This is a genomic window from Mucilaginibacter sp. UYNi724, from assembly GCF_054057495.1.
This window is the reverse complement of record NZ_JBSRZI010000007.1, coordinates 176,303-196,547: the sequence shown is the minus strand read 5'-3', so window position 1 is coordinate 196,547 and position 20,245 is coordinate 176,303. Positions and strand designations below refer to the sequence as shown.

The following is a 20,245-nucleotide window of genomic DNA, read 5'->3' as shown; positions in this document are numbered from 1 at the left end:
CATTAGTAGTTAAATAACAGGGGATAGATTTCTTCCAGAGAGGTCATGCCGGCTTTAAATATCCCAAAGGCATTCTCAGCGAGGGTCCGTACCCCCCTATCTTTTAGTAAATCATTAATATACATATTACCTTCCTTAATTTCAAAGGCCAGTTCCCGGTCGATCGGGATGACTTCGTAGACCGCCTTGCGACCTTTGTAACCGGTGAAATAACATTGCTCGCAGCCCACAGCCACATAATGATGGCTGACCGGCGTAAAAGGTGTGAATTGCTTGGGATATAAGCCGGTGTCAAATGCGGCATCTTTTTTACAATTCGGGCAAAGCAGGCGCACCAGCCTTTGGGCGACCGTGGTATTCAGGGTACTAGCGATTAGGAAAGGGGGGATCCCCATATCTATTAGGCGGGAAACAGTCCCCCAGGCGGAATTGGTGTGAATGGTGGATAAGACCAGGTGCCCGGTTAAAGCGGCGCGGATGGCCATATTGGCGGTTTCTGTATCGCGGATCTCGCCGACCATGATCACGTCCGGATCCTGGCGCAGAAAAGTGCGCAATGTAGACGCGAAGGTCAGACCGATAGACTCCTTGACCTGCGCTTGGTTCACACCCTCCAGTGTATATTCAATGGGATCCTCGATGGTCATGACATTGCGGGTTTCCTCGTTCAGCATCTTCAGGGTGGCGTAAAGCGTGGTCGTCTTGCCGGAACCCGTGGGCCCGCTGATCAGCAGGATACCGGCGGTGCGTTTAGCCCCTTCCAGATAATTAGATAAATCCTGTTCAGAAAACCCGAGTGTGGTTAAGGCAATGCCGGTAGCGTCATTGTTCAATAAGCGCAATACGACCTTTTCCCCGTGCAGCGTAGGCAAGATAGATACGCGAATGTCAAACTGATAACCCTGCTGTTTATAGTTGATTCGCCCGTCCTGCGGCAGGCGCTTTTCGGCTATATCTAAGTTAGCATTGATCTTAATCTTGTTGATCAGGGCGGGGTATTCCTCTCGCTTCAATAGATAACGTTCCACCATCATACCGTCTACGCGGATGCGAACGCGGCATTTCTGCTCATAGATTTCGATATGTATATCACTGCTTTTTAGACCTTTGGCTTCCGCGATCAGGTCGGAAAAGAAACTCTCGGCATCGCCACGGCTTTTAGATTGGGTAGTATCACGGGCGGATGACTTCTCTATATAATATTTAGACAAAAGTTTACTGATTTCGTTCTCCGGGATCTGCTCAAGTTCAACTGTATTGCCCAATACCATTTCCAGTTCATCCTGAAGCGTATGCTTTTCTTGATGTTCGGCACAGTAAAGTACAAATCCACCATCCTTTCTCGATTTTGGCAGCACGCGGTAATGCCAAGCCTGATCTTTACTCAGCCAGTGGATATTTTCAGTTAACAGTACAATTTCACTCATTAGGCCAATTTTAATAAACGGATAGTCAACCAACTGTCGCTGCTGAGGTCTATTACCCGGTCAAAGCGATCCCAGACGATTAATATGGCCATCAGCAACGCCTGGGTACCGGCCAGGGGGATACTCTTGCTTGGGCTTTTGGTTAAGCCTAGCCACAAAAGCCAGCACACAAGGGCCAGCATTAAGCTTATGACATAAAAAAAGATAAAATTTAACACGGAAAGATAAAAAGCGGCACACAGCAGGAAAAAGATATCCCCCCATCCTATTAAGGTACCGGTAAGCTTAACGATCTGTTTGTTTTTAATATAGAAATAGAGTGATACCAACAGGAACTGAAATAACAGGAAGCTTATATTGATCAGGCCCGCGACAACGGCCAGCGTCACGTCTCGTCGTTGAAAAAACCAGGCAACAATAAATAAGATCAGTAACAACGGGTAAACCCACAGGTAAACTGCCCGCCATAGCATGTCCTGCACCATGATCCCCAGCAATACCCCCACCATCAGTAAAGTCAATAGCAGCATTAGTCTGGAATCACTTCTTTGATATTACGGTCCTGGTCAACCTCCCATATGTTAAATTTTCCGTTCCCGTTGAAATCAGTTACGGAAACCGCACGGGCTGTAAAAGAGGTATTGTCCGCCCTGACGATCTCAATGCGATAGTTAGCCCTGCCGTCTTTACCATCACTCACCAGCGTACCCTGCTCATAACCCAGTTCTATCAAGTCATTGCTATAACGTGAATGTTCGAAATAATAGCTTTGCTCTAAGGTCTGCAGGTAGGCCAGTTGCGTCTTGGCCTCTACATTTTTAGCTTTGGTTATGAATTTGAGCATGCTCGGCGTCAACAGCGTCACCAATATACCGATAATGGCCAGTACGACCAGCAACTCGGTAAGGGTAAATGCACCAACTTTTTTTTTGAAGAGATTGCGTTTAGGTTTCATTTTAATTAAGCCTGGAAACAGCCGGAAATCATCTACTAATATAAGGAAATTCCTCATAAAAAATATATTAATACACTTTCAATTGCAAATTAATTTGATGCAGCATCCTCCACCCCTTTTGAAAACAACTCGCAGAACATTCTAAAAAGTGAGATCAGGCATTTCTACGTAGATCAGCATGTAGTAAGTATGACACCATACTGACCCGAAAGGACAAACCATCAATTAAGTATATAATGGTTTTAAGCACTTACTTAACATAAACATCACAGTAAAACTATAGTTAAACATTACCGGTATAAATAAGATCAGGTCCCCGTCATTTCTGTAAAAGTCATATAATTCGGTAACAGAATTAGCTTTATAAAAAATAAGCTAAAGAGTTATGCGCATCAATACGACGGACCTAACATTAAAGCGGAACTATCTGAATAAGTTCCGCTTTATAATTGCAGAGTATGAGCAGGTAAAAAGGAAAGAACTCCTACGTACAAATTTGCAAAGGAATTTTATTTCGCCCATGATACCGATCCGAGGAGTTTCCTGAAGTATTACAACCGGTTCAAACAATCGGGTAATGAACTTGACCTGTTGCCTGCCAAACGTGGGCCAAAGTACCGGACCCGTCGCCCGGACCCTGAGGATGAACAACAGGTATTGGAACTGCGTTCAAGGGGCTGCAATAAGTTCGAGATAGCTGACCGGATTAAACAAAAAGCTAATAACTTTCTCCATCACCATCAGGGGTATACAATATCCTGAAGCGTTATAAACCTGTTTTGTGTACTGGATGAACATTCCCGCCTGGCCTGGGCAGAAGTGATGGAAGATATCACCGCTTTGACCACCATGTTCACAGCCCTGCGCTGTATGCAGGCCCTTAAGCGGGAGTTCGGTATCCAGTTCGAGGAGATCATTGCAGACAATGGACCGGAGTTTGGAACATCAGTAAGCCAGAACAAACAAAATCATCCGTTCGAACGCATGCTGGTAGAAACCGGCATAAAGCGCAGATACATGAAACCTTACAGGCCACAGACCAATGGCAAAGTGGAACGCTTTTAGCGCACACTAAAAGAAGATGTGATTGAAGATACGGACTTTGACAGCTTAGAAGAACTGGAGGATGAACTTCTCAAGTACCTCGTTTACTACAATTGGGAAAGGCCGCATCAGGGTATCAATGGTAAGAAACCTATCGACATGGTCACTCTAAACAAACAAATAAAAATACCTGATTCCATTACCGAATTACTAAACTCTTACAATTGCTACAACTGCTATACAGTGCCCGATGTCATCGCCAACCTTTAGGATGGTTCGCAGAATTCATAAAACATCTCAACTACACTATCCAATAAGCCAATAAGGTGTCCGGGAATACCTTTAAGATTTCGTCCACTGCCTTAACAATACAACATCTTCGGGATCAGCATTATCAGGCAATACCCTCGAAGACATAGAAAAATCAAGGTTATGCTGCCTTGCAAACTCTTCGAGTTCTAACTTGTCTTCGGCTTCCCCGACCTCCCTGATCTGAACGACAAGGACAAATTTACCGTTATACCATTCCGATTGCGGTAAAATTGTTGGTGTATAGGTCAAATCACGAAGATCTGCACAAACGGCTTCTAATGATTCGAACGCGTTATTAGCTGCTGGTTCCATAATATGTTTTCGTCAAAATTAATCCTTTCCAGTAAGCTCAGGATATAATCTTTTAAAAACCTGCTGAGAGAGGACTTCAATATTTGTTAACCAGCGGGGCAACTCTCTATAAAAAATTGTTCCCTGGTCAAAGATGACCTGCGCCGAGTTCGAAAATTCCGCGATGCGTCTTACTTTAGCTTCTCAAGAAGGCAATCGCCAGAATGTTGATAAATAATCAGAGTCCTGTCATCGGTTTGAAACAATATATATTTCGGGTGTTCTATTTAAAAGCTAACGAAGAAACGTAAAATCAGTGCTCCACTAGACGATTTACACTGATACGCCAAGCAACTTTGAAATAACGACCAGTGTGAAGAGCCACAAATATTTAATAATATTTATTTAAATTGTAATAATATTTTTATTTTTAGTCAAAAAAAGAATCTTACACAATGTTTGCCACACTTTTACCAATTAGAGTTAAATATTATAATGTTTAACAGGTGTTATACTCTCGTAAGGTTTTTTACTCCTGTATGTTTCATTTGAATATATACGTATGATTTATCATAACAGCCCTTTATTAGTTTTTATCACGCCCTTTTTACCGCAACAAAAGATGTCGGAACCTCTCTATTTCCTGAATCCCATATTTCTTGTAGAGAGTGGACAACCATAAGTTTAATTTACATTTAAATGCATTCCGCAACAAGAATTAAAGTAAGCAGGAACTAGCAATACTTAAAATTGGCCTTTCAGAATATAACTGAACTGGGTTTTACAATTCATGAAAGACGCCCCTAATCCTAATACAAAGGCCCTATAAATCAAAAATGAAAAGGATACATTATCTGCTAATCGCATTATTTTTTACCATTTATATTCCCGACACCTTAGCGCAAAATTCAGTTGATGTCGACCCACTCACAGGAACCGCCAAGGTAGCCATCCCCATTTATCAGATAAATAAAGGCAATATAAGCGTACCAGTGACACTGGTATATGGTGGTCGTGGTGTTAAACCAAAGGATGTGGAGGGCACTGCCGGTATCGGTTTTAACATCTCCGTCGGCGGCCAGATCGGCAGGGATGTGCGTGGACTACCCGATGATGTTCAAAAGGATGCATTAGGAAATTCCCGGATGGGCTGGTTGTATAACAATACCGGAGACGCAGCGGCCGGTTTCACTATCGTCAATGATAATAGCACTGCAACCTGTACGGACGAGACCTCAGATATTAATTATATTAATGCGAATTTTGCAGGGTATGTTGATACTGAACCAGATATTTTTAGTGTAACGGCTCCGGGACTCTCCTGTCAACTTGTGCTTGATAAATCTCACGTTTTCAAAATACTAAACTACCAGGATCTAAAAATAGAATACGTTACTTTTGCGAATGAGATTGTTTCATTTAACATAACTAACAATCGGGGTATAAAGTACACATTTGACTCGCCCGAACGTGTAACCCGTAAGGCAGTACCTATAGCGCCCAACGCACCAGTTAATTATTTCTTTAATACTTACAAGCAATACCAATACGGTGTAAGTTTTAATAACAATTGGTATTTAAGCCGTATATCCGATGTCAATGCCAATTCGGTGAATTTTGAATATACTAGCGGTCCAGAAAGGAATAGCAGTGATCCGGTCGAACTTTTTATATCAGGATCAACTACTAAGTCGACGCAATTCGTCATGCAGGAAAGCTCAACACAACACGTCCTGTCCGCAATTGGCAATGGTGTTGATCAGTTATCTCTCAAGTGGCAATCCAATTTTTTCGCAGCGGGTGGTACAAATATTTCGTATATCAGCAGTATTACAGGAATGGGGAGAACTTTTCAGTTTAATTACAGTACAGTGAACTTTATAAAGCCGGATAATATTTTATATACCCGGGTATTCTTGCGCAATATATACGACAGCGGCTGCAGTTCACCCGTGAACTACAATTTTACATATTACGGAGAGTCATCCCCAACCACAGGCAATTACACGACCGTCCTTTCCGATTCCTCCTCAACGCATAGCGATTATTGGGGTTATTTCAATACCAATAGCTCGACAAGTATTATTCCGGCCGTCTACGTCAACGCTGGGAACCCGGCCTATCCCCGATACGAGAATTACACGTATCCAAATACCAACGGTTCTGATTACACCATTGGCCTTGGCGAGAACGGTAAATATGTTGATCCAGCCGTTTTGAGTGCTGGGTCTCTCAAAACGATCACTAATGCAAATGGCGGCGTGAGCAGTATCGTATACGAGCCTAATGATTATATAGATGTGCCTTCAAATACGGTATCTCCGGGCAATGGAATCCGGGTACTGAAGATCACAGACAATGACGGTATTAGTTCAGCAAATGATGTTGTCCGTAACTACACTTACACAGATCCAATATTGGGTAAATCTAGTGGCAGGCCGATTTCTATCCCAGTTTACGCATTTACTATTCCTTATACCGGTCCAGAAACTGGTATAAGCTATTGGGCTAAGGCTACGGTTATTTCCGCAAATGACCTTTCTAATGATGATCATACCATCATATATAAATATTGCCGGGAAACAAAAACCGGTGCAGGTTCTACACTTTTTGAACATGACATCCCCGCGACCCAGTGGGACAACAATGCCATTCCCGGCTGTGCAAGTTGCACTACTTCCGACTGGTTGAGAACCATGATCTACATTGCCAGACCTACTTGCGCTTCCTTTGGCCAGGTGAAAAATGACATTTACACTTATCCGTTTCCTCCTGCAGCTAATTATGACCATGAAAGAGGCTTATTACGTAAAGTGACCAATTTTAACGGTTTAGGTCTACCAGTCAGCGAAACCGCTTATACCTATATAAGAACGGGGACCCCTCTCGTAATCTACGCAGTCAAAATTGAGGACAATAATGGTGTAAAAGCGTATTCCAGATACAGTATTTATGCTTCAACCAGCGAGCTTACAAGTCAGCTTACTAAAAAAAACTATGGGTCATCTGGTTCGAGCCTGACTCAGACTTCTATCACTAATTTTAGCTATGGTAATAACTATCACCAGCTAGTCCAACAGCAGGTAACCAACAGCGACAATTCTGTGACGACCGTTAATACCAGTTACAGTAAAAATTTTGCGATAGGTTCTCCTGGTGGAGATTCAACTGCAAACGCTATTTTTCGTCTCCAAAAACTAAATATTGACGTACCTGTAGAACGGTATACCCAAATTACCCGGGCTGGGTCAACAGGTACAGTTATGGCGCAGCTTACTCGCTTTAAAACATTTGCTTTCCCGGGCAATATATACGCGTACCTGCCAGTCCAAACCTCAAAGTTTATAGCGCCTGACGGTGCCGCATTCACACCATTTTCAATCAGTGCGGGCATTGCTGCGTCAGACCCGAAATATAACACCTCATCTAATTTTACCGCCTATGATAGCATCGGTAAGCTACTTACCGCCGATGATAACAATAAGCATGTGATAACCATGATAACGGATTATATTTCTGATAATGTGGTTGCCTCGTTTAAGGGAGCGGCTTTCAGCGAAATAGGTTTTGAAGATTTTGACAGCAAGTTGCCATTGAGAAGCAATTTTACCTTGTCAGTACCTACAGGAATAGTAGGTACCCAAAGCCATACCGGTAATTCCTATGCTCTTAACGCAGGGCAAGCCATTTCGAAGATCATGGTAAAGAAAACTAATGAAAATTACTATATACTTTCAGCCTGGATCAGTTCCACTACGGCTGGCAATTTAACTTTGACCTTAACCGCGGGAAGTGCGTCTTATAACTATTCCGAACCATTTACAAATACTGCAAATACATCACGTTATTTTGAATGGAAGGTGCCCGTTAACAATATAAACAGCGTGTTTACAATCAGCTTTACTTCCACCACATCGGTCAATATAGACGATATCGTTTTTTATCCTCAAAGTACAGTAGCGGGAACATATGCTTATGAACCTTTCACGCACTTTAAAATAGCCGAAACCAACACTAATGGTGTTTCAACATATTTTACCAGCGACAAATTTGGTAGAGTAACGTTAATTTATGATCAGGACAAAAACATAATAAAACGCAAAAGTTTTCTGAATACAGATGATATATCTGCAGGATTAACAATGCCATTTTTCAGTCCGGTGTCTTCCAATATCGACATCAACACGGTCGTTGCCTTTGATGTCCAACATAATCCTTGTATAGTAAATGCTACTTTCACATGGGATTTTGGAGACGGCACAACAGGGTCAGTATTAAATGGATATCATCAAGCCCATACATATACTGCCATCGGAAATTACACCGTAACCTGCACAGTATCCAGTCCTAGTTACAACGGTACACTCACTTCGAGCCTTTCAAATGTAGTCATCAAATACCCCATCTTGGAAGCCACATTCTGTCAGTCCGGTGTTACGATGTGGGATAATTGTTATCATCATTCCCTAAACCAGGTTGATTGCTCTCCAAATCCAAATGATGCCACACATAGCTATTACACCATTACATCGGTTAAGGGAAGTGGTTACGGAACCTTGCACTATCAGTGGCAGTTAAGTGTAAACAATGGATTGAATTGGTCAAATACAGGAACCGACGCACCGCAGCTCGTCAAAAGTTGCGCACCGAAAAACCAAGCTTATCGAATCAAGTGCCTGGTGACATCCTCTGTCGGACAGTCGGGTAATTCGGGGTACGCACTTTTTGAAGTTGTTGACTGTCAGTAAAATTAGAATATTTCGATGAAATCAATATCATTATTACTTAGATCTGGCCTTTTTGGCGCCCTTTTAGTTTTTGAGATAAGCCAGTCAGCAAGCGGCCAAAGCAAGAATTTTGTACAGGACGAAATAGTCAACATCCCTTTGGTGACGCAGGTAGATCAATTACCTGGACTAACAGCCGGGCAAAAGCAAATGACCAAAACTTATTTCGATGGCATGGGTAGACCGATACAAGTAATTGCAGTAAAGGCAAGCCCACTTCAAAAGGATATTATTCAGCCTATTGCATATGGCATAACAAATAACCAGCAGTTGTCCTATCTGCCATATGTGACGTCAGATGGCACTAGTAATTTCAGGGCAAATGCCATCAGCGGTGAACAACTTCAATTTTATAATAACGGTGCGGGAGCCAAAATAGCTAATGATAGCTCTCCCTTCAGCCAGCAAATCATAGAGAATAGCCCGTTGCAGCGAGTGCTGAAGACTGGTTCTGTAGGTACGGGTTTTCAACCTGGCGAGCACAACAGCTCGATAAACTACCGTTTCAACGACGCGGCCATTGATGGGGGAGTGATTTTATGGCTGCCTGAAGGTAGCCGATCGGGTATTTATGCAGATAATTTGTTATCGGTAACGGAAGAAATTGATGGCGATGGAAACAAAGCGCTGATATTTACCGACAAAAGCGGGTTTAAGATATTGAAAAGGCAAAAGCTAGGCGCAGCAACCAATATTGATACTTATTATATTTATAACAATGCCGGTGCGGTAAGCTATGCTATCCCGCCGAAAGCGGTAAAACTGCTAATAGACAATCCTGCTTACACCCTTAGCCAGGCTTCGGTAGCGGCGCTGATTTATAAATATGTATATGACAGCAAGGGCCGACTGGCCGGTAAAACGACCCCTGGAGCAGGTGTGCAATCTATTATCTACGACCCCCTGGACCGTCCGGTGCTATTGCAGAACGCCAATTTAAAGGGCTCCAATAAATGGAACTATATCAAATACGATGTAGAGGGCAGGGCGATCATACAGGGGTACTATTCTGACGGAACACATATTACGACAGCAGATATGCAAACATATGTGGATGGGATGGCGGCCACTTATAACACGCTGTGGTACGAAAGCCGCAACACCTTAGCCGCGGATGGTTATTATACTAGCAATGTATTTCCCGCTACGGGCACGGCGCCACTGGCTTACAATTATTTTGACGATTATGACCTGAATTACGATGCCAGCCATATTGCCGATTATAGCTACACAGCCCAGGGGCTTACAAGCGAAGCTACAGCAACTACTTTTACGCGGGGCATGCTGACAATGACCCGCAGCCGCAGCATCGGGTCGGGATTGGCTAATGTCTGGCTAACCAAAGTGATCTTTTATGATAAACGGGGCAATAGTATACAGGTCAAGAACAGCAACCAATTAGTAAACACAATCAGTGATGTCGCGACCTCGGTGCCCGACTTTACAGGTGCAACCCTGCAAACCAAGGTGCAGAAATTTCATATGTCCAGTATATCAACCACAGTGCTAAGTACGTATAGCTATGATCACATGCAACGCATCACCGCTGTTAAACAAAAATATAATACCGACACGGAAACCACGTTAGCTACTTACGAATATAACGAAATAGGGCAGTTGGTAAAGAGAAAACTGGGTGCTGTTAATAACGGACTGCCTGTGAGTGCAAATATAACCCTAGATGGTAACAATAGTATTGTTTCTGGTGCGACTCTTACGGTAAGGGCTAGTAATAGCATTACTTTAAACCCCGGGTTTGTTGCTGCGTCAGGTGCCATTTTTAATGCAGTAATAGCAGATAGTTATTTACAAAATGTGGATTACCGGTATAATATCCGCGGCCAGCTACTGAGCATCAATAACAGCAAACTTCAGATAGACGCAACCAATAATGACGACAGCAACGACGTTTTCGGTGAGGAACTGTTTTATGACCGGCCCAATACCCAAATCGGCAACACTGCCAGTTACAGTGGGCAGCTGTCGGCCGTTAAATGGATGAGTAAAGATGGGGCAAGTAGCAACTCTAACGAGCGGAGCCATAGGTATAGTTATGATGCTTTGGGCAGGTTCACACAGTCCCTGTATGCCGAACGGTTATCTACCGCCGCGGCTACCACCAACTTTACGCTTAACCTTGGTGGGTTTGATGAAAAAGGCATTACTTATGATGAGAGCGGCAATATCCTGAGCATGCAGCGCAACAGTTCTACGGTTGGCGGCAGCGCGGGCACGGCGATCGACAACCTGACATACACCTATGACAGCAATGATTTGAACAAACTGCTGAAGGTAACCGACGCGTCCAGCGCGGCGGCAGGCTTTAGGAACTATACCGGCAACACCACGAACAGTTATACCTACGACGGCGCCGGCAACGTGACGGCAGACCCTTACAAGGGCATCACTTTGATCACCTACAATGTATTGAACCGGGTAGACAGGGTGACGCTCAGTTATCCCTCACCAGGCACTATTGGCAGGTATATCGATTATACGTATGAGGCATCGGGTAAGCTGATACGCAAGCAGCAGTATGACGGCAGCGTGCTGCAGAAGACGACGGACTATATAGACGGCTTTATCTACACTACGGCGGGCGCAGGCACGGTCCAGCTGGATTACTTTGCCATGCCGGAAGGTAGGGTAAGGAACGCGGGTACCGGCGGCAACATCACCTTAAAACAGGAGTTTGTGCTCACCGATCACCAGGGGAACGCTCGGATCAGCTTTGAGGACAATGGCAACGGGGCGGCACAGGTTAAACAAGAGAATAGCTTTTATGCCTTTGGCATGAGCATGACCAGTACAATGAACCCGCCGACCTCACCCAATAAAAACCTGTACAACGGCGGAAGCGAATGGCAGAACGATTACAGTGACCAGCCTGATTGGCAACAAACCTTTTACCGTAACTATGATGCCACGATCGGTCGCTTTCTAGCTGTTGACCCGATAGCGGAGGCAAGTGAAGGGATGACGGTTTACCAGTATGCGGGAAACAATCCAATCATGATGAATGATCCGTTGGGTGATTACGTAAAACCGATTCCTGGAGCATATTATACGACATTCTTCAGCGGGGGATTACAACAGAGTATGCACACGGTGACTGGTAATAACCTAGGCACCATGGATGACTATCAATTATTACAAGCCGCTCAAAATGGCAACACTGATGCCTACAATTTATTTGTAAATAGAAATAAAAGCACTCCCAATGCAGCCATTACCTCAACACTTAATTACTTTTTGTATGGGAATATCAGAGGGATGGGTAGCCTTGGAGAAGGTGGTGGACCAGGTAATGGATCTAATCTAATTGGCGGCCCCTTTCCTTCCATTAATGCTAATAAGGGGGGAATGACCCATGACCAGGAACTGGCGAAATATGGACAGATTATAACTGCGTACAATCTATCCGCCGGAGCATCGCTTGCCCAATTTGGCGCAACTGTAGAAACAGGGGTTATTATGACGGACAAAGGATGGGCTAGGGCATACAAAACTGTATACTATTCACCAGGGTTTGCTTCGCCGTCAGGTGCGTTAGGCTTTTCCGTTGTTTCTCCGATGTCAAATAAATATCTTCCTACCTTTTCTGATTGGAAAGGTGCAATGGTTGGTTTTTCTGGTTCTGCAGATTTTATTTCTGGGAATGTTGGTTTTACATCAGCCTATTTCGTTTGGGGCTTGGGTTTAAGTGCGTCACCGGAGTCCCTTACTATTCCTGCTATGAATGGTGTAAACGGATCAGGCAGTATGAATCTCGGTGCCACTAGTTGGGTCGGAGCCCCGTTTCAAGTCGGAAACTTAAACTTACCAGGTGCTGACCGGCGTTATATAAACACAATGCAATACCAAGGAGGATATTAATGAAACTTAAACTTAGTATAAAAAGACAGATACAGTTACAGCCTGATGTTTTAGAAGAAAAAATTAACGTCTATTTAAAGAAGAATTTTTACAGGATCATAGAAAGGGGGCCAGGGTTTGTTATTTTCATTGATGACGAATATAGCGACAGAAAAAGGCCAAGATCAGATTATCATAGTAGAATAGGTGAAGGTAAATTTGAATTTAACGCTATGGGCCAGGAAACAGCCGTAAAACTAATTTATCTTACTCCAGTATTATATCCGGCATTTCTTATGATGTTGCTTGTAGGGGCTGGTATGTATAGTAAGTCTTTGCTACCAATTTTTTGTTCATTTGCTTTTTACCTGCCCCTTTTATTAAAAATACTCAATATGAAGGATAAGGTGTTTAATGAAATATTAAAATGTTGATTGAACTTTACAGTTTTCCAGCCCGGCCAGATAATCCGGGCTTTTTTATGTCTTTAAGGTTGCCGGTATAGTTGTATATACGACTATCTGTATATCTGTTAAGGTGTTTGTTTTTAAGCTGCAAGTTGTGTTTTTGTGTCACAAAAACTTACTTGCCCTACCGCCAATAGGGCGATAAGGGGTTGAAAGACCTGCGCGACTTGGTCTTTTTTATCCGAAAGTCAAGCGTGTTTTAGCTTCACGTATCAAAGCACCCATGTCTTTAAAATATGCTGCTGATCTTCGTCTTTCAGCGATTGTAGTTCATTAATCTGCTTCATTACTTCCTGGTTCATTTCCTGATCGGAAAGACCGGTTAAGTAATCGATGGGAGGGGACTTCGACGTTATCTTTAAGGGAACAGCAAAAATACCAAAATAAGTTATGAAATCATTTAAAGCCATCACAATTGTAGTTTTAATAACATTTGCAATTTACTTCGTAAATTGTACACCTTCTGATCGCCAAGCGCAGTTAGGTAATCGATACAGAATTGATTATAATCAAAGGGGTGGAAAAATAAGTATTGTAGATTCTAATAGCAATGTTATTATTAGAGACCAAGTGATAGGTTATGCATTTGACTCAACTTTTATTGTAGCCGTACAAAAGCCGATGGACAGCATTCCGGAGTGCCGTTATAAAAACAATGAAAGTTTAGATGATTGTAAAATAGTTTTTGAAGAGAGCACATTCCGACAGTACTGGATAATCAATAAAACGGAAAAGGCCAACTTTAATGAAAAATCTGTCAAGTATAGTAATGTATATGGGCCGTTTAATAGGTATGATTTTTTAAAAAAATTAAAGCAATTAAAAGTACCCCAAAACTTAAAATTAAAAGAATAATAAAACTGCCAATCAGGGGGGAAGTAGCTTTAATACGGATGGATTTCTTGCTTCTATGGCAGCAGAATCAGCAGGTTAGAACACATGGCTGGCAAAACTCAAATGGGCAACATGAAATTGTATTTTGAGAAAGCGTCGGGTAGGGTTTTTACAGGCAATCAGTATACTAAAACAATTGGTTTGGCTAAAGTAGGTAAACATATCGGAGTGGGAATAACCGTGGGTGTTGGAATATATGAGACGAACCAACTAATTGAAGGTAAATTAAGTGAAGTAAAATATGAAACGAATAGATTCTTCGATGTATTAGGTTTTTATGGCGGGCCTGGGGGGACACTGTTATCAGTAGGTAATTCTTATCTAAACGCGCACTCTCAGTAGCCATTGGTGATTTTATTCAAAATATGCGAGACGAAAATGAGGCACATAACGGCGACCCATTGTGGCACATTCACTAATGTATATTCAAAAATCATGAATTAATAAAATATTATTATTATTTATTTTATAAATTTTATAACCTTGTCAAATCATCACTGACAATTTTTACATATGACTATGTGGCGGCAATTATGCTTGCTTGGTTGGAGATTCTGTTTTTGTATGCTGTAAAACTCTACTATAACGAATATTCCAATCAATTTGACTACTCCCCCTTTATTTCTATTCAAGTACTTATTCCGTTTGCAATAATTGTGCTCACTAAATACTTTGCATTTATAAATAATAAAAAATGGAAGATTTATTTTAAAGAATTTGATGGGTTTCCGGAAGGAAAAAAAGACAAAGGAACTATAATTTTTATCGGTATTGTTTAATTTGTTATAATCAACTTTGCTATTGCGGTGCATTTATCTCCATTTATAAAATAATCACAACTCACTGGTCGCAGTTTGTACTTCTCTTCTGGCGCACGCGCAATGTCATTAAGTTAAGGAAATGATATCGCATCTTTTTGGTGGGATTTTGGAACCCATGGCAACAATTCTTAGATTATCAAATTCAAAATGGTATACTTTCGATTATGACGAGCGTGGGCGTGCCCAAGATGAAAAGATATTTGATACTGAAGAACGGGTTTGTAAAGATTTTAAATCGAATGATTGAACTAAAAAAATTTAGGGAGCAATAATATAAAATAAATAGGAATGCTAATCAAGGGGGGTAGTAGTAATGCCACCTCTAAAGAAGGATTTGATTATAAGAAACTTACATCCGGGATAACTAAAGGCATGGATGGTGTTGGGTATCCATGACTAAAGCTAATGTTATTAATAAAGTTTTACAAGGGACTGCGATTGAAGGCAAAGTATTTAAAGCATTTGCTCATAGTGGAACAGTTATAGGCGAATACTTGATTAACAGTACGTTAGATAGTAAGAAAGCGGGGAAAGCAACCGATTTCTCGTGCTTTCCCATTCTGGCTCCAGACGCCCGGCTCGAACCATTAACCCTTTGAACGCCATGACGTTTTGAGTTTTTTTTGTTTTCTAACAAGGTCAATAAATTAAAAATTAAGCACGGAATCAACCGCTTCATCTGCCTTTTTAAATGAAAAGTTGGACTGGTAAATCATCGTTGTTAAAATGCTTTCATGGCGGTAAAGCTTTTGCAAAACCTTTGGATGAACATCTTTTTCTTCCGCGCGTTGTGCAAAGGCATGTCTGGCTTTATGCTGAGAGCCATTTTTGGTACTTCCAATCATCTCCATAATAATTCTCATCCCTTTGTTCAGACGGCTGACCGCATAGGAAATATGGCGCCTTAATTCGTAATGATTATTTAGACTAGGCAAACCTTGCAATAAAGGAAATACTAGGTTATGCGGGTTATTGATTTTATTGCTGCAACCACCGCGATATTGTTCAATTATCAATTTCGCCTTATCGGGTAACTTCACGGAGCCATGTTCCCCGTTCTTCGACATTTGATAATAAAGCCTGCCATTTTGAAAATCTGTCCATTTCAACAGCAAACAATCGGTTACGCGCATCCCTGCAAAATAGAATTCAGTTAACCAGATGTTGCGAGCATCCTGAATAATCGATGAATGTTCGGATAGGTCAAGTTCTTCAATTCTTTTGATTTCCCATTCTTCCGGGCCAATCTTCTTCGACCCCTGTAATTTGATAGATATTTTCCCTTTTCCTGAGAATGGGTAAATATCTGCGGATATCACTTTGTCTGTTATTGCCCTATTAAATATAGTACGGATGCTTATAAGATGATTGGTTATCGTTCTGTCACTGATGAATTGAACGGGTTTGGTTTCGTCTTTATAAACCCTTTTAATCTGTTTTAAAAAAACGATCCAACCTCGTAGGAAATCTACGGTAATTTCCGGGAAGGTGAGGTTATCATTTCCGGCGTACTTCAGCAGACGCTTTATATAGTTTATATCCGTATGATAGACTTCGTATTTCCCCAGTGCTCGCTTTTCATCAAGATAAGATTTGGCGAAAGTTTTAAATAGCAACTTAGGATTAGGTGTTGGATTATAAATTTGTTTGTATGCTTCCTTGATCTCTGCAACGTCAACTTTGTGTTGATCGGTTTCTAATTGCAGGGCCTTATTTCTTAATTCTGCAAGTCGCTTGGTTAAGAGATTAGTTAGCCTGGCCGCATTAGGATGCGACTTTTTAACTTCTTGTTTTTTGGCGTCCCACAATTCCCTGTTGGGCAAAGTTTGCCCTTCAAATATATAAGAGGGTTTGCCATTTTTGTAAATTTTAAAGCCAATTGGATACTGCCCTTCCTTGTCGGGGCGGCTCCAGGTGACGATTTTTGCAGTTGCCATAGCACTTGTTTTTTTAGTGAAAAAATCTTTTTTTCACCAAAGGCAAGCTAGGATTTTTGTTAACGTATTGTTAACGTTTTTGCTGGTTTTAGGTGGTTTTAAATAGTTTTAAAAAACGCAAAAAATGCGTTTAAACGCTATTTAGGCACTTTTCAATCCGCGTAAAACCGCATTTATTCAACTCATAACCCGAAGGTCGTAGGTTCGAGTCCTGCTCCCGCTACCGAATCGGACAAGCTTGAAAATCAAGTTTGTCCGATTTTTTTTTGCTCCTAACTTGTTGTAGGTTAATTTAGCAGCTTGGTTCACTCGATAGATTCGATAAGCCTCTCCATCAAACACAGTTTTTTGAGATATCGAACCAATTCCGCTTGAATTTGGCATCCACTTCATTATAAGTTTATTAAAGCCTTGAAAGATTGAATAAAGCCTTATTTAGACAGTCGTCCAAATCAAACGATGTTTTGCCAAAACCAGCAAGCCTTGGGTCCCGGCATCCCGGCAAGCCGTTGACACGGTCAAAACATGGCTTGCTTAGCTTAGACTGATGGATTAAAAAAATTAACGCCCGGATAAAGTTTGAATTTATCGCTATAGATCGGTGTTAACATCACCTGCCCCGAAACCACAGTTCACGGGATATATTATCTATTTATATCAACAGTTTTTTTAATTACATTCCATCCACTTACTTCCATCCTTGTCGGTTTTTTTTTATGTAATACATCAATTGGAGCAGAAACCGTGAGTTTAGCGTGTTCATTTGGTGCCAGGGTAATATAATTTGCACTCCAATAACTTGGCGCTACTTCTTCTTGACTTGACATTAGCTGCGGTCGCACAAAAAATGCGATCTTGTTACTATTGTTACTTAACAAAATCGACCATTTAACTTCTTTGCCGTCAGATATCCTATTTAAGACCTGCGTTTTTATAGATGCCCCTTGCATCGTATTCAATACTTTATAATCGTTTCCCGGCGCCATCCAGTAAACATTGTGCGATACAACCTTGCCTTTATTATCTTTCAGGTTTAAAACAACAAAATTTAGTCCCTTTTGATGTTGCAAAACAGTTTTTAAAGGCAATACCGACCTTATACCTTCATCAGCCAAACTAATTCTCGCCTGCTGGCGGTTTATTAGTTTACTGTTCGCATCAAATATATCTGCTTGTAGGCTTAATAGACCTGTGGCATGGTGTGTACGGTTCAATACCGTAATTGTCGAATCGTTTTGATTAAATTGGGCGTGGATCGGTTCAACAGCGTTTTGCATAAAGTAATAGCCTGCATTTGGTTGCAGGTACCAGTCATAAATTTGCCAAACAACGCTTGGGAACGCGGCGTTCAGTTTCCATAACATCACCCCTCCTGTTTCGGTCAACTTATGACCTGCAGCCTCAAATATCCCTTGATAACCTGTGGCATTCATCAGCTGCATTTTATTAGAAAAATCCTCGCGTGTTGTGGGTTGCCCATAACGGCTTACCATGTTTTTGTAGTATTCGTCGTATTTACCGGCACCTGTGGCCGCATCGTGGTACCCCCACATATTATTAATTGGGAAAGGTAGTTTTTCATCCCAGGTGGTATCAGGGATATTTTTGGCCAACGTATTATACGGCGGTTGCGATGGCAGGCCCGTTTCGTCCTTAAATACCCAGTCGCGGCCGGCTGCAGCTAATTTGAAATATACTTTTGGGTCTTGCCAGGCGTAAGGCCCGCTGCTGTAAACACCTGTAGGTTTATTATCCGGCCACGCGCCATCCCACCCTGCCGGTAGTTTGGCAAAGCCTGATGAACTGGGGATGTAGGGGCGTGTGCCGTCTAAGGTTATGATGCTGTGGCGCATCACATCGTAAAGTTCTTTACGGGCATGGCCTTCGTTTCCGCCCGTCCATACCAGCAGGCTTGGATGGTTACGGATCCGGTAGATGGTACTTTTTACGTTATTAATAAATACATCGCTTTCCAGCGGCCACTCCGGCGAACCTTTAAACTCGCCCTGTGTATCGCCGGTGATCCAAAAGTCCGACCATACCATTAACCCGTATTTATCACAATCATTCCAAAACTGATCTGGTGGTGTGATGCCCCCGCCCCAGATGCGCACCAGGTTTACATTTGCTGTTTTACAAAGATGAAGTTCATGATCATACCTGGCGGAATCGCGGTTAATCATTAGATCGGGCACCCAGGCACCGCCGTTTAAGTGCACTCGTTTACCGTTCACAAAAAACTCGCGACGGGTAAAGCCTTTCACATCTGTTGCCCGGGAACTTACCGTACGGATGCCGAAAACAAATGTTGTATCATCTGTAAGTTGATTTTGATTCACATACTGCAAGCGGATACGATATAGGTTAGCACGGCCATAACCGTTAGGCCACCATAATTTTGGGTTATTTACCGATAATTCCTTTACAGTTTTAGCATCCAAGTTTACACTTTTAGCCCCCCCGGCAATCACCGTATAAGGCTTAGAAAATTGAATAGCAGCGCCCTTAAAATTCTCAGGTTTGATAGTTACCCTTAGCTCCCCATTAGTAGTTTTTTTGCTGTAGTTAGATAATGTTAATGCCAACGAAAGCGTCGCTTTGCTTGTATCTGGTAAAGACGGCAAAGCTGTAACCAGCTTTGGCCGGCCAATAGTTACGGCGCCTGTTGTGCGCAGGTAAACCGGCTGCCAGATGCCCATATTGCGGTCGCGCACGGGTGGCATCCAATCCCAGCCGGCAGAGCATAACATCGTAACGTTTTTACCGATATCGCCTGTTGGCCCTCCATTTTCATAAAACGGACCGAGTGCCTCCAATTGTTCTTTTGCAGGCAGGCCGGGATAATCTAAAGGATAAATTTTGACAGCCAAATTATTGTTGCCGCCTGCAGTAACCTGCCCACTCACATTCAAATTATGTTCGGCAAACATCCCCACCATTTGCGAACTATCTGCAATGCGCTTTCCGTTCAGCCAAACCTCCGCACGGTAGTTTATACCTTTGAATATCAACTGAAAAATTTTGCCTTTGTCACCCTTCGGGATTGTGAAATTTGTACGGTACCAATAAGGTTTTTTCCACGGGTTGCTTACGCCGGGGATATGGCTGTATTTTTCGAGCTGGTATTGCTTATTAAATTCATCTGATGCATCGGGTATTAGCATGTTGTTTAACCCCTGGTATGGGCTTGGATAAACCCTATTTGCTACCAGGCCGGTTAGCACCGTAGACGGCACGGTAACAGGGTACCATTTTACATTTGGTGAATATGCCGCGCCTGAGAGCTGCTTCCCTCCTGGCTGAACCAACTCGTAAGATTGCAGTTGGAAATATTTTAGTTGCACCTGCTTAACAACGCCTATTTGCGCGAAAAGCAGTTGCTGCGCACTTAAAGTTAGCAACCCACAAAGTAAAATTGCTTTATATAGTTTATTTAGGATGATCAACATGATAAC

At 42.2% G+C, this 20,245-nt stretch carries 13 protein-coding genes and 1 pseudogene; 8 read left to right on the top strand and 6 right to left on the bottom strand.

Annotated elements, in window-relative coordinates:
• Positions 1-2: 2 nt before the first annotated feature.
• Genes ACVW0P_RS12495 through ACVW0P_RS12485 form a run of 3 tightly spaced genes read right to left on the bottom strand, consistent with a single transcriptional unit; the run spans position 3 to position 2,439 of the window.
• Positions 3-1,427, bottom strand: coding sequence for a GspE/PulE family protein (locus ACVW0P_RS12495; RefSeq protein ID WP_457132387.1), 1,425 nt, complete (start codon positions 1,425-1,427; stop codon positions 3-5).
• The gene (locus tag ACVW0P_RS12490; RefSeq protein WP_457132386.1) at positions 1,427-1,957 is read right to left on the bottom strand and encodes a hypothetical protein; all 531 of its coding nucleotides are present in this window, start codon (positions 1,955-1,957) and stop codon (positions 1,427-1,429) included. The genes ACVW0P_RS12495 and ACVW0P_RS12490 overlap by 1 nt, the downstream gene beginning before the upstream one ends.
• Positions 1,957-2,439 carry a type IV pilin protein gene (locus tag ACVW0P_RS12485; protein WP_457132385.1) on the bottom strand — a complete coding sequence of 161 codons (483 nt, stop codon included), beginning with the start codon at positions 2,437-2,439 and terminating at the stop codon, positions 1,957-1,959. Before ACVW0P_RS12485 ends, ACVW0P_RS12490 begins: the two co-directional genes overlap by 1 nt.
• Positions 2,440-3,204: 765 nt before the next feature.
• Between ACVW0P_RS12485 and ACVW0P_RS12480 the strand changes: the two genes are divergently transcribed.
• Positions 3,205-3,447 carry a hypothetical protein gene (locus ACVW0P_RS12480; protein ID WP_457132384.1) on the top strand — a complete coding sequence of 81 codons (243 nt, stop codon included), beginning with the start codon at positions 3,205-3,207 and terminating at the stop codon, positions 3,445-3,447.
• Positions 3,448-3,459: 12 nt separating this feature from the next.
• Positions 3,460-3,696, top strand: a pseudogene (locus ACVW0P_RS12475) (integrase core domain-containing protein); the annotation flags it as partial.
• Positions 3,697-3,768: 72 nt separating this feature from the next.
• Here ACVW0P_RS12475 and ACVW0P_RS12470 read toward each other — a convergent pair.
• Positions 3,769-4,050 (bottom strand): hypothetical protein, encoded by a 282-nt coding sequence (locus ACVW0P_RS12470; RefSeq protein WP_457132383.1) that lies wholly within the window; start codon positions 4,048-4,050, stop codon positions 3,769-3,771.
• Positions 4,051-4,865: 815 nt separating this feature from the next.
• On the opposite strand from ACVW0P_RS12470, the gene ACVW0P_RS12465 reads away from it, so the two are divergent.
• From ACVW0P_RS12465 to ACVW0P_RS12440, 6 genes are all read left to right on the top strand, one after another.
• Positions 4,866-8,777, top strand: a complete 3,912-nt coding sequence (locus tag ACVW0P_RS12465; protein ID WP_457132382.1) for a PKD domain-containing protein — start codon at positions 4,866-4,868, stop codon at positions 8,775-8,777.
• Positions 8,778-8,792: 15 nt separating this feature from the next.
• A complete protein-coding gene (locus ACVW0P_RS12460) occupies positions 8,793-12,692 on the top strand; it encodes a DUF6443 domain-containing protein (RefSeq protein WP_457132381.1) in 3,900 nt (1,299 codons plus the stop codon).
• On the top strand, positions 12,692-13,105 hold the full coding sequence (locus tag ACVW0P_RS12455; protein ID WP_457132380.1) for a hypothetical protein: 414 nt from the start codon (positions 12,692-12,694) through the stop codon (positions 13,103-13,105). Before ACVW0P_RS12460 ends, ACVW0P_RS12455 begins: the two co-directional genes overlap by 1 nt.
• Before the next feature lie 423 nt (positions 13,106-13,528).
• The gene (locus ACVW0P_RS12450; RefSeq protein WP_457132379.1) at positions 13,529-13,993 is read left to right on the top strand and encodes a hypothetical protein; all 465 of its coding nucleotides are present in this window, start codon (positions 13,529-13,531) and stop codon (positions 13,991-13,993) included.
• A gap of 84 nt (positions 13,994-14,077) precedes the next feature.
• Positions 14,078-14,374, top strand: coding sequence for a hypothetical protein (locus tag ACVW0P_RS12445; RefSeq protein ID WP_457132378.1), 297 nt, complete (start codon positions 14,078-14,080; stop codon positions 14,372-14,374).
• A gap of 179 nt (positions 14,375-14,553) precedes the next feature.
• Positions 14,554-14,811 (top strand): hypothetical protein, encoded by a 258-nt coding sequence (locus ACVW0P_RS12440; RefSeq protein ID WP_457132377.1) that lies wholly within the window; start codon positions 14,554-14,556, stop codon positions 14,809-14,811.
• A 689-nt stretch (positions 14,812-15,500) separates the two neighbouring features.
• Here ACVW0P_RS12440 and ACVW0P_RS12435 read toward each other — a convergent pair.
• Positions 15,501-16,790 (bottom strand): phage integrase SAM-like domain-containing protein, encoded by a 1,290-nt coding sequence (locus ACVW0P_RS12435; RefSeq protein WP_457132376.1) that lies wholly within the window; start codon positions 16,788-16,790, stop codon positions 15,501-15,503.
• A gap of 644 nt (positions 16,791-17,434) precedes the next feature.
• Positions 17,435-20,239: a glycoside hydrolase family 2 protein gene (locus ACVW0P_RS12430; RefSeq protein WP_457132375.1), complete on the bottom strand. Its 2,805-nt coding sequence runs from the start codon at positions 20,237-20,239 to the stop codon at positions 17,435-17,437.
• Positions 20,240-20,245: the final 6 nt, after the last annotated feature.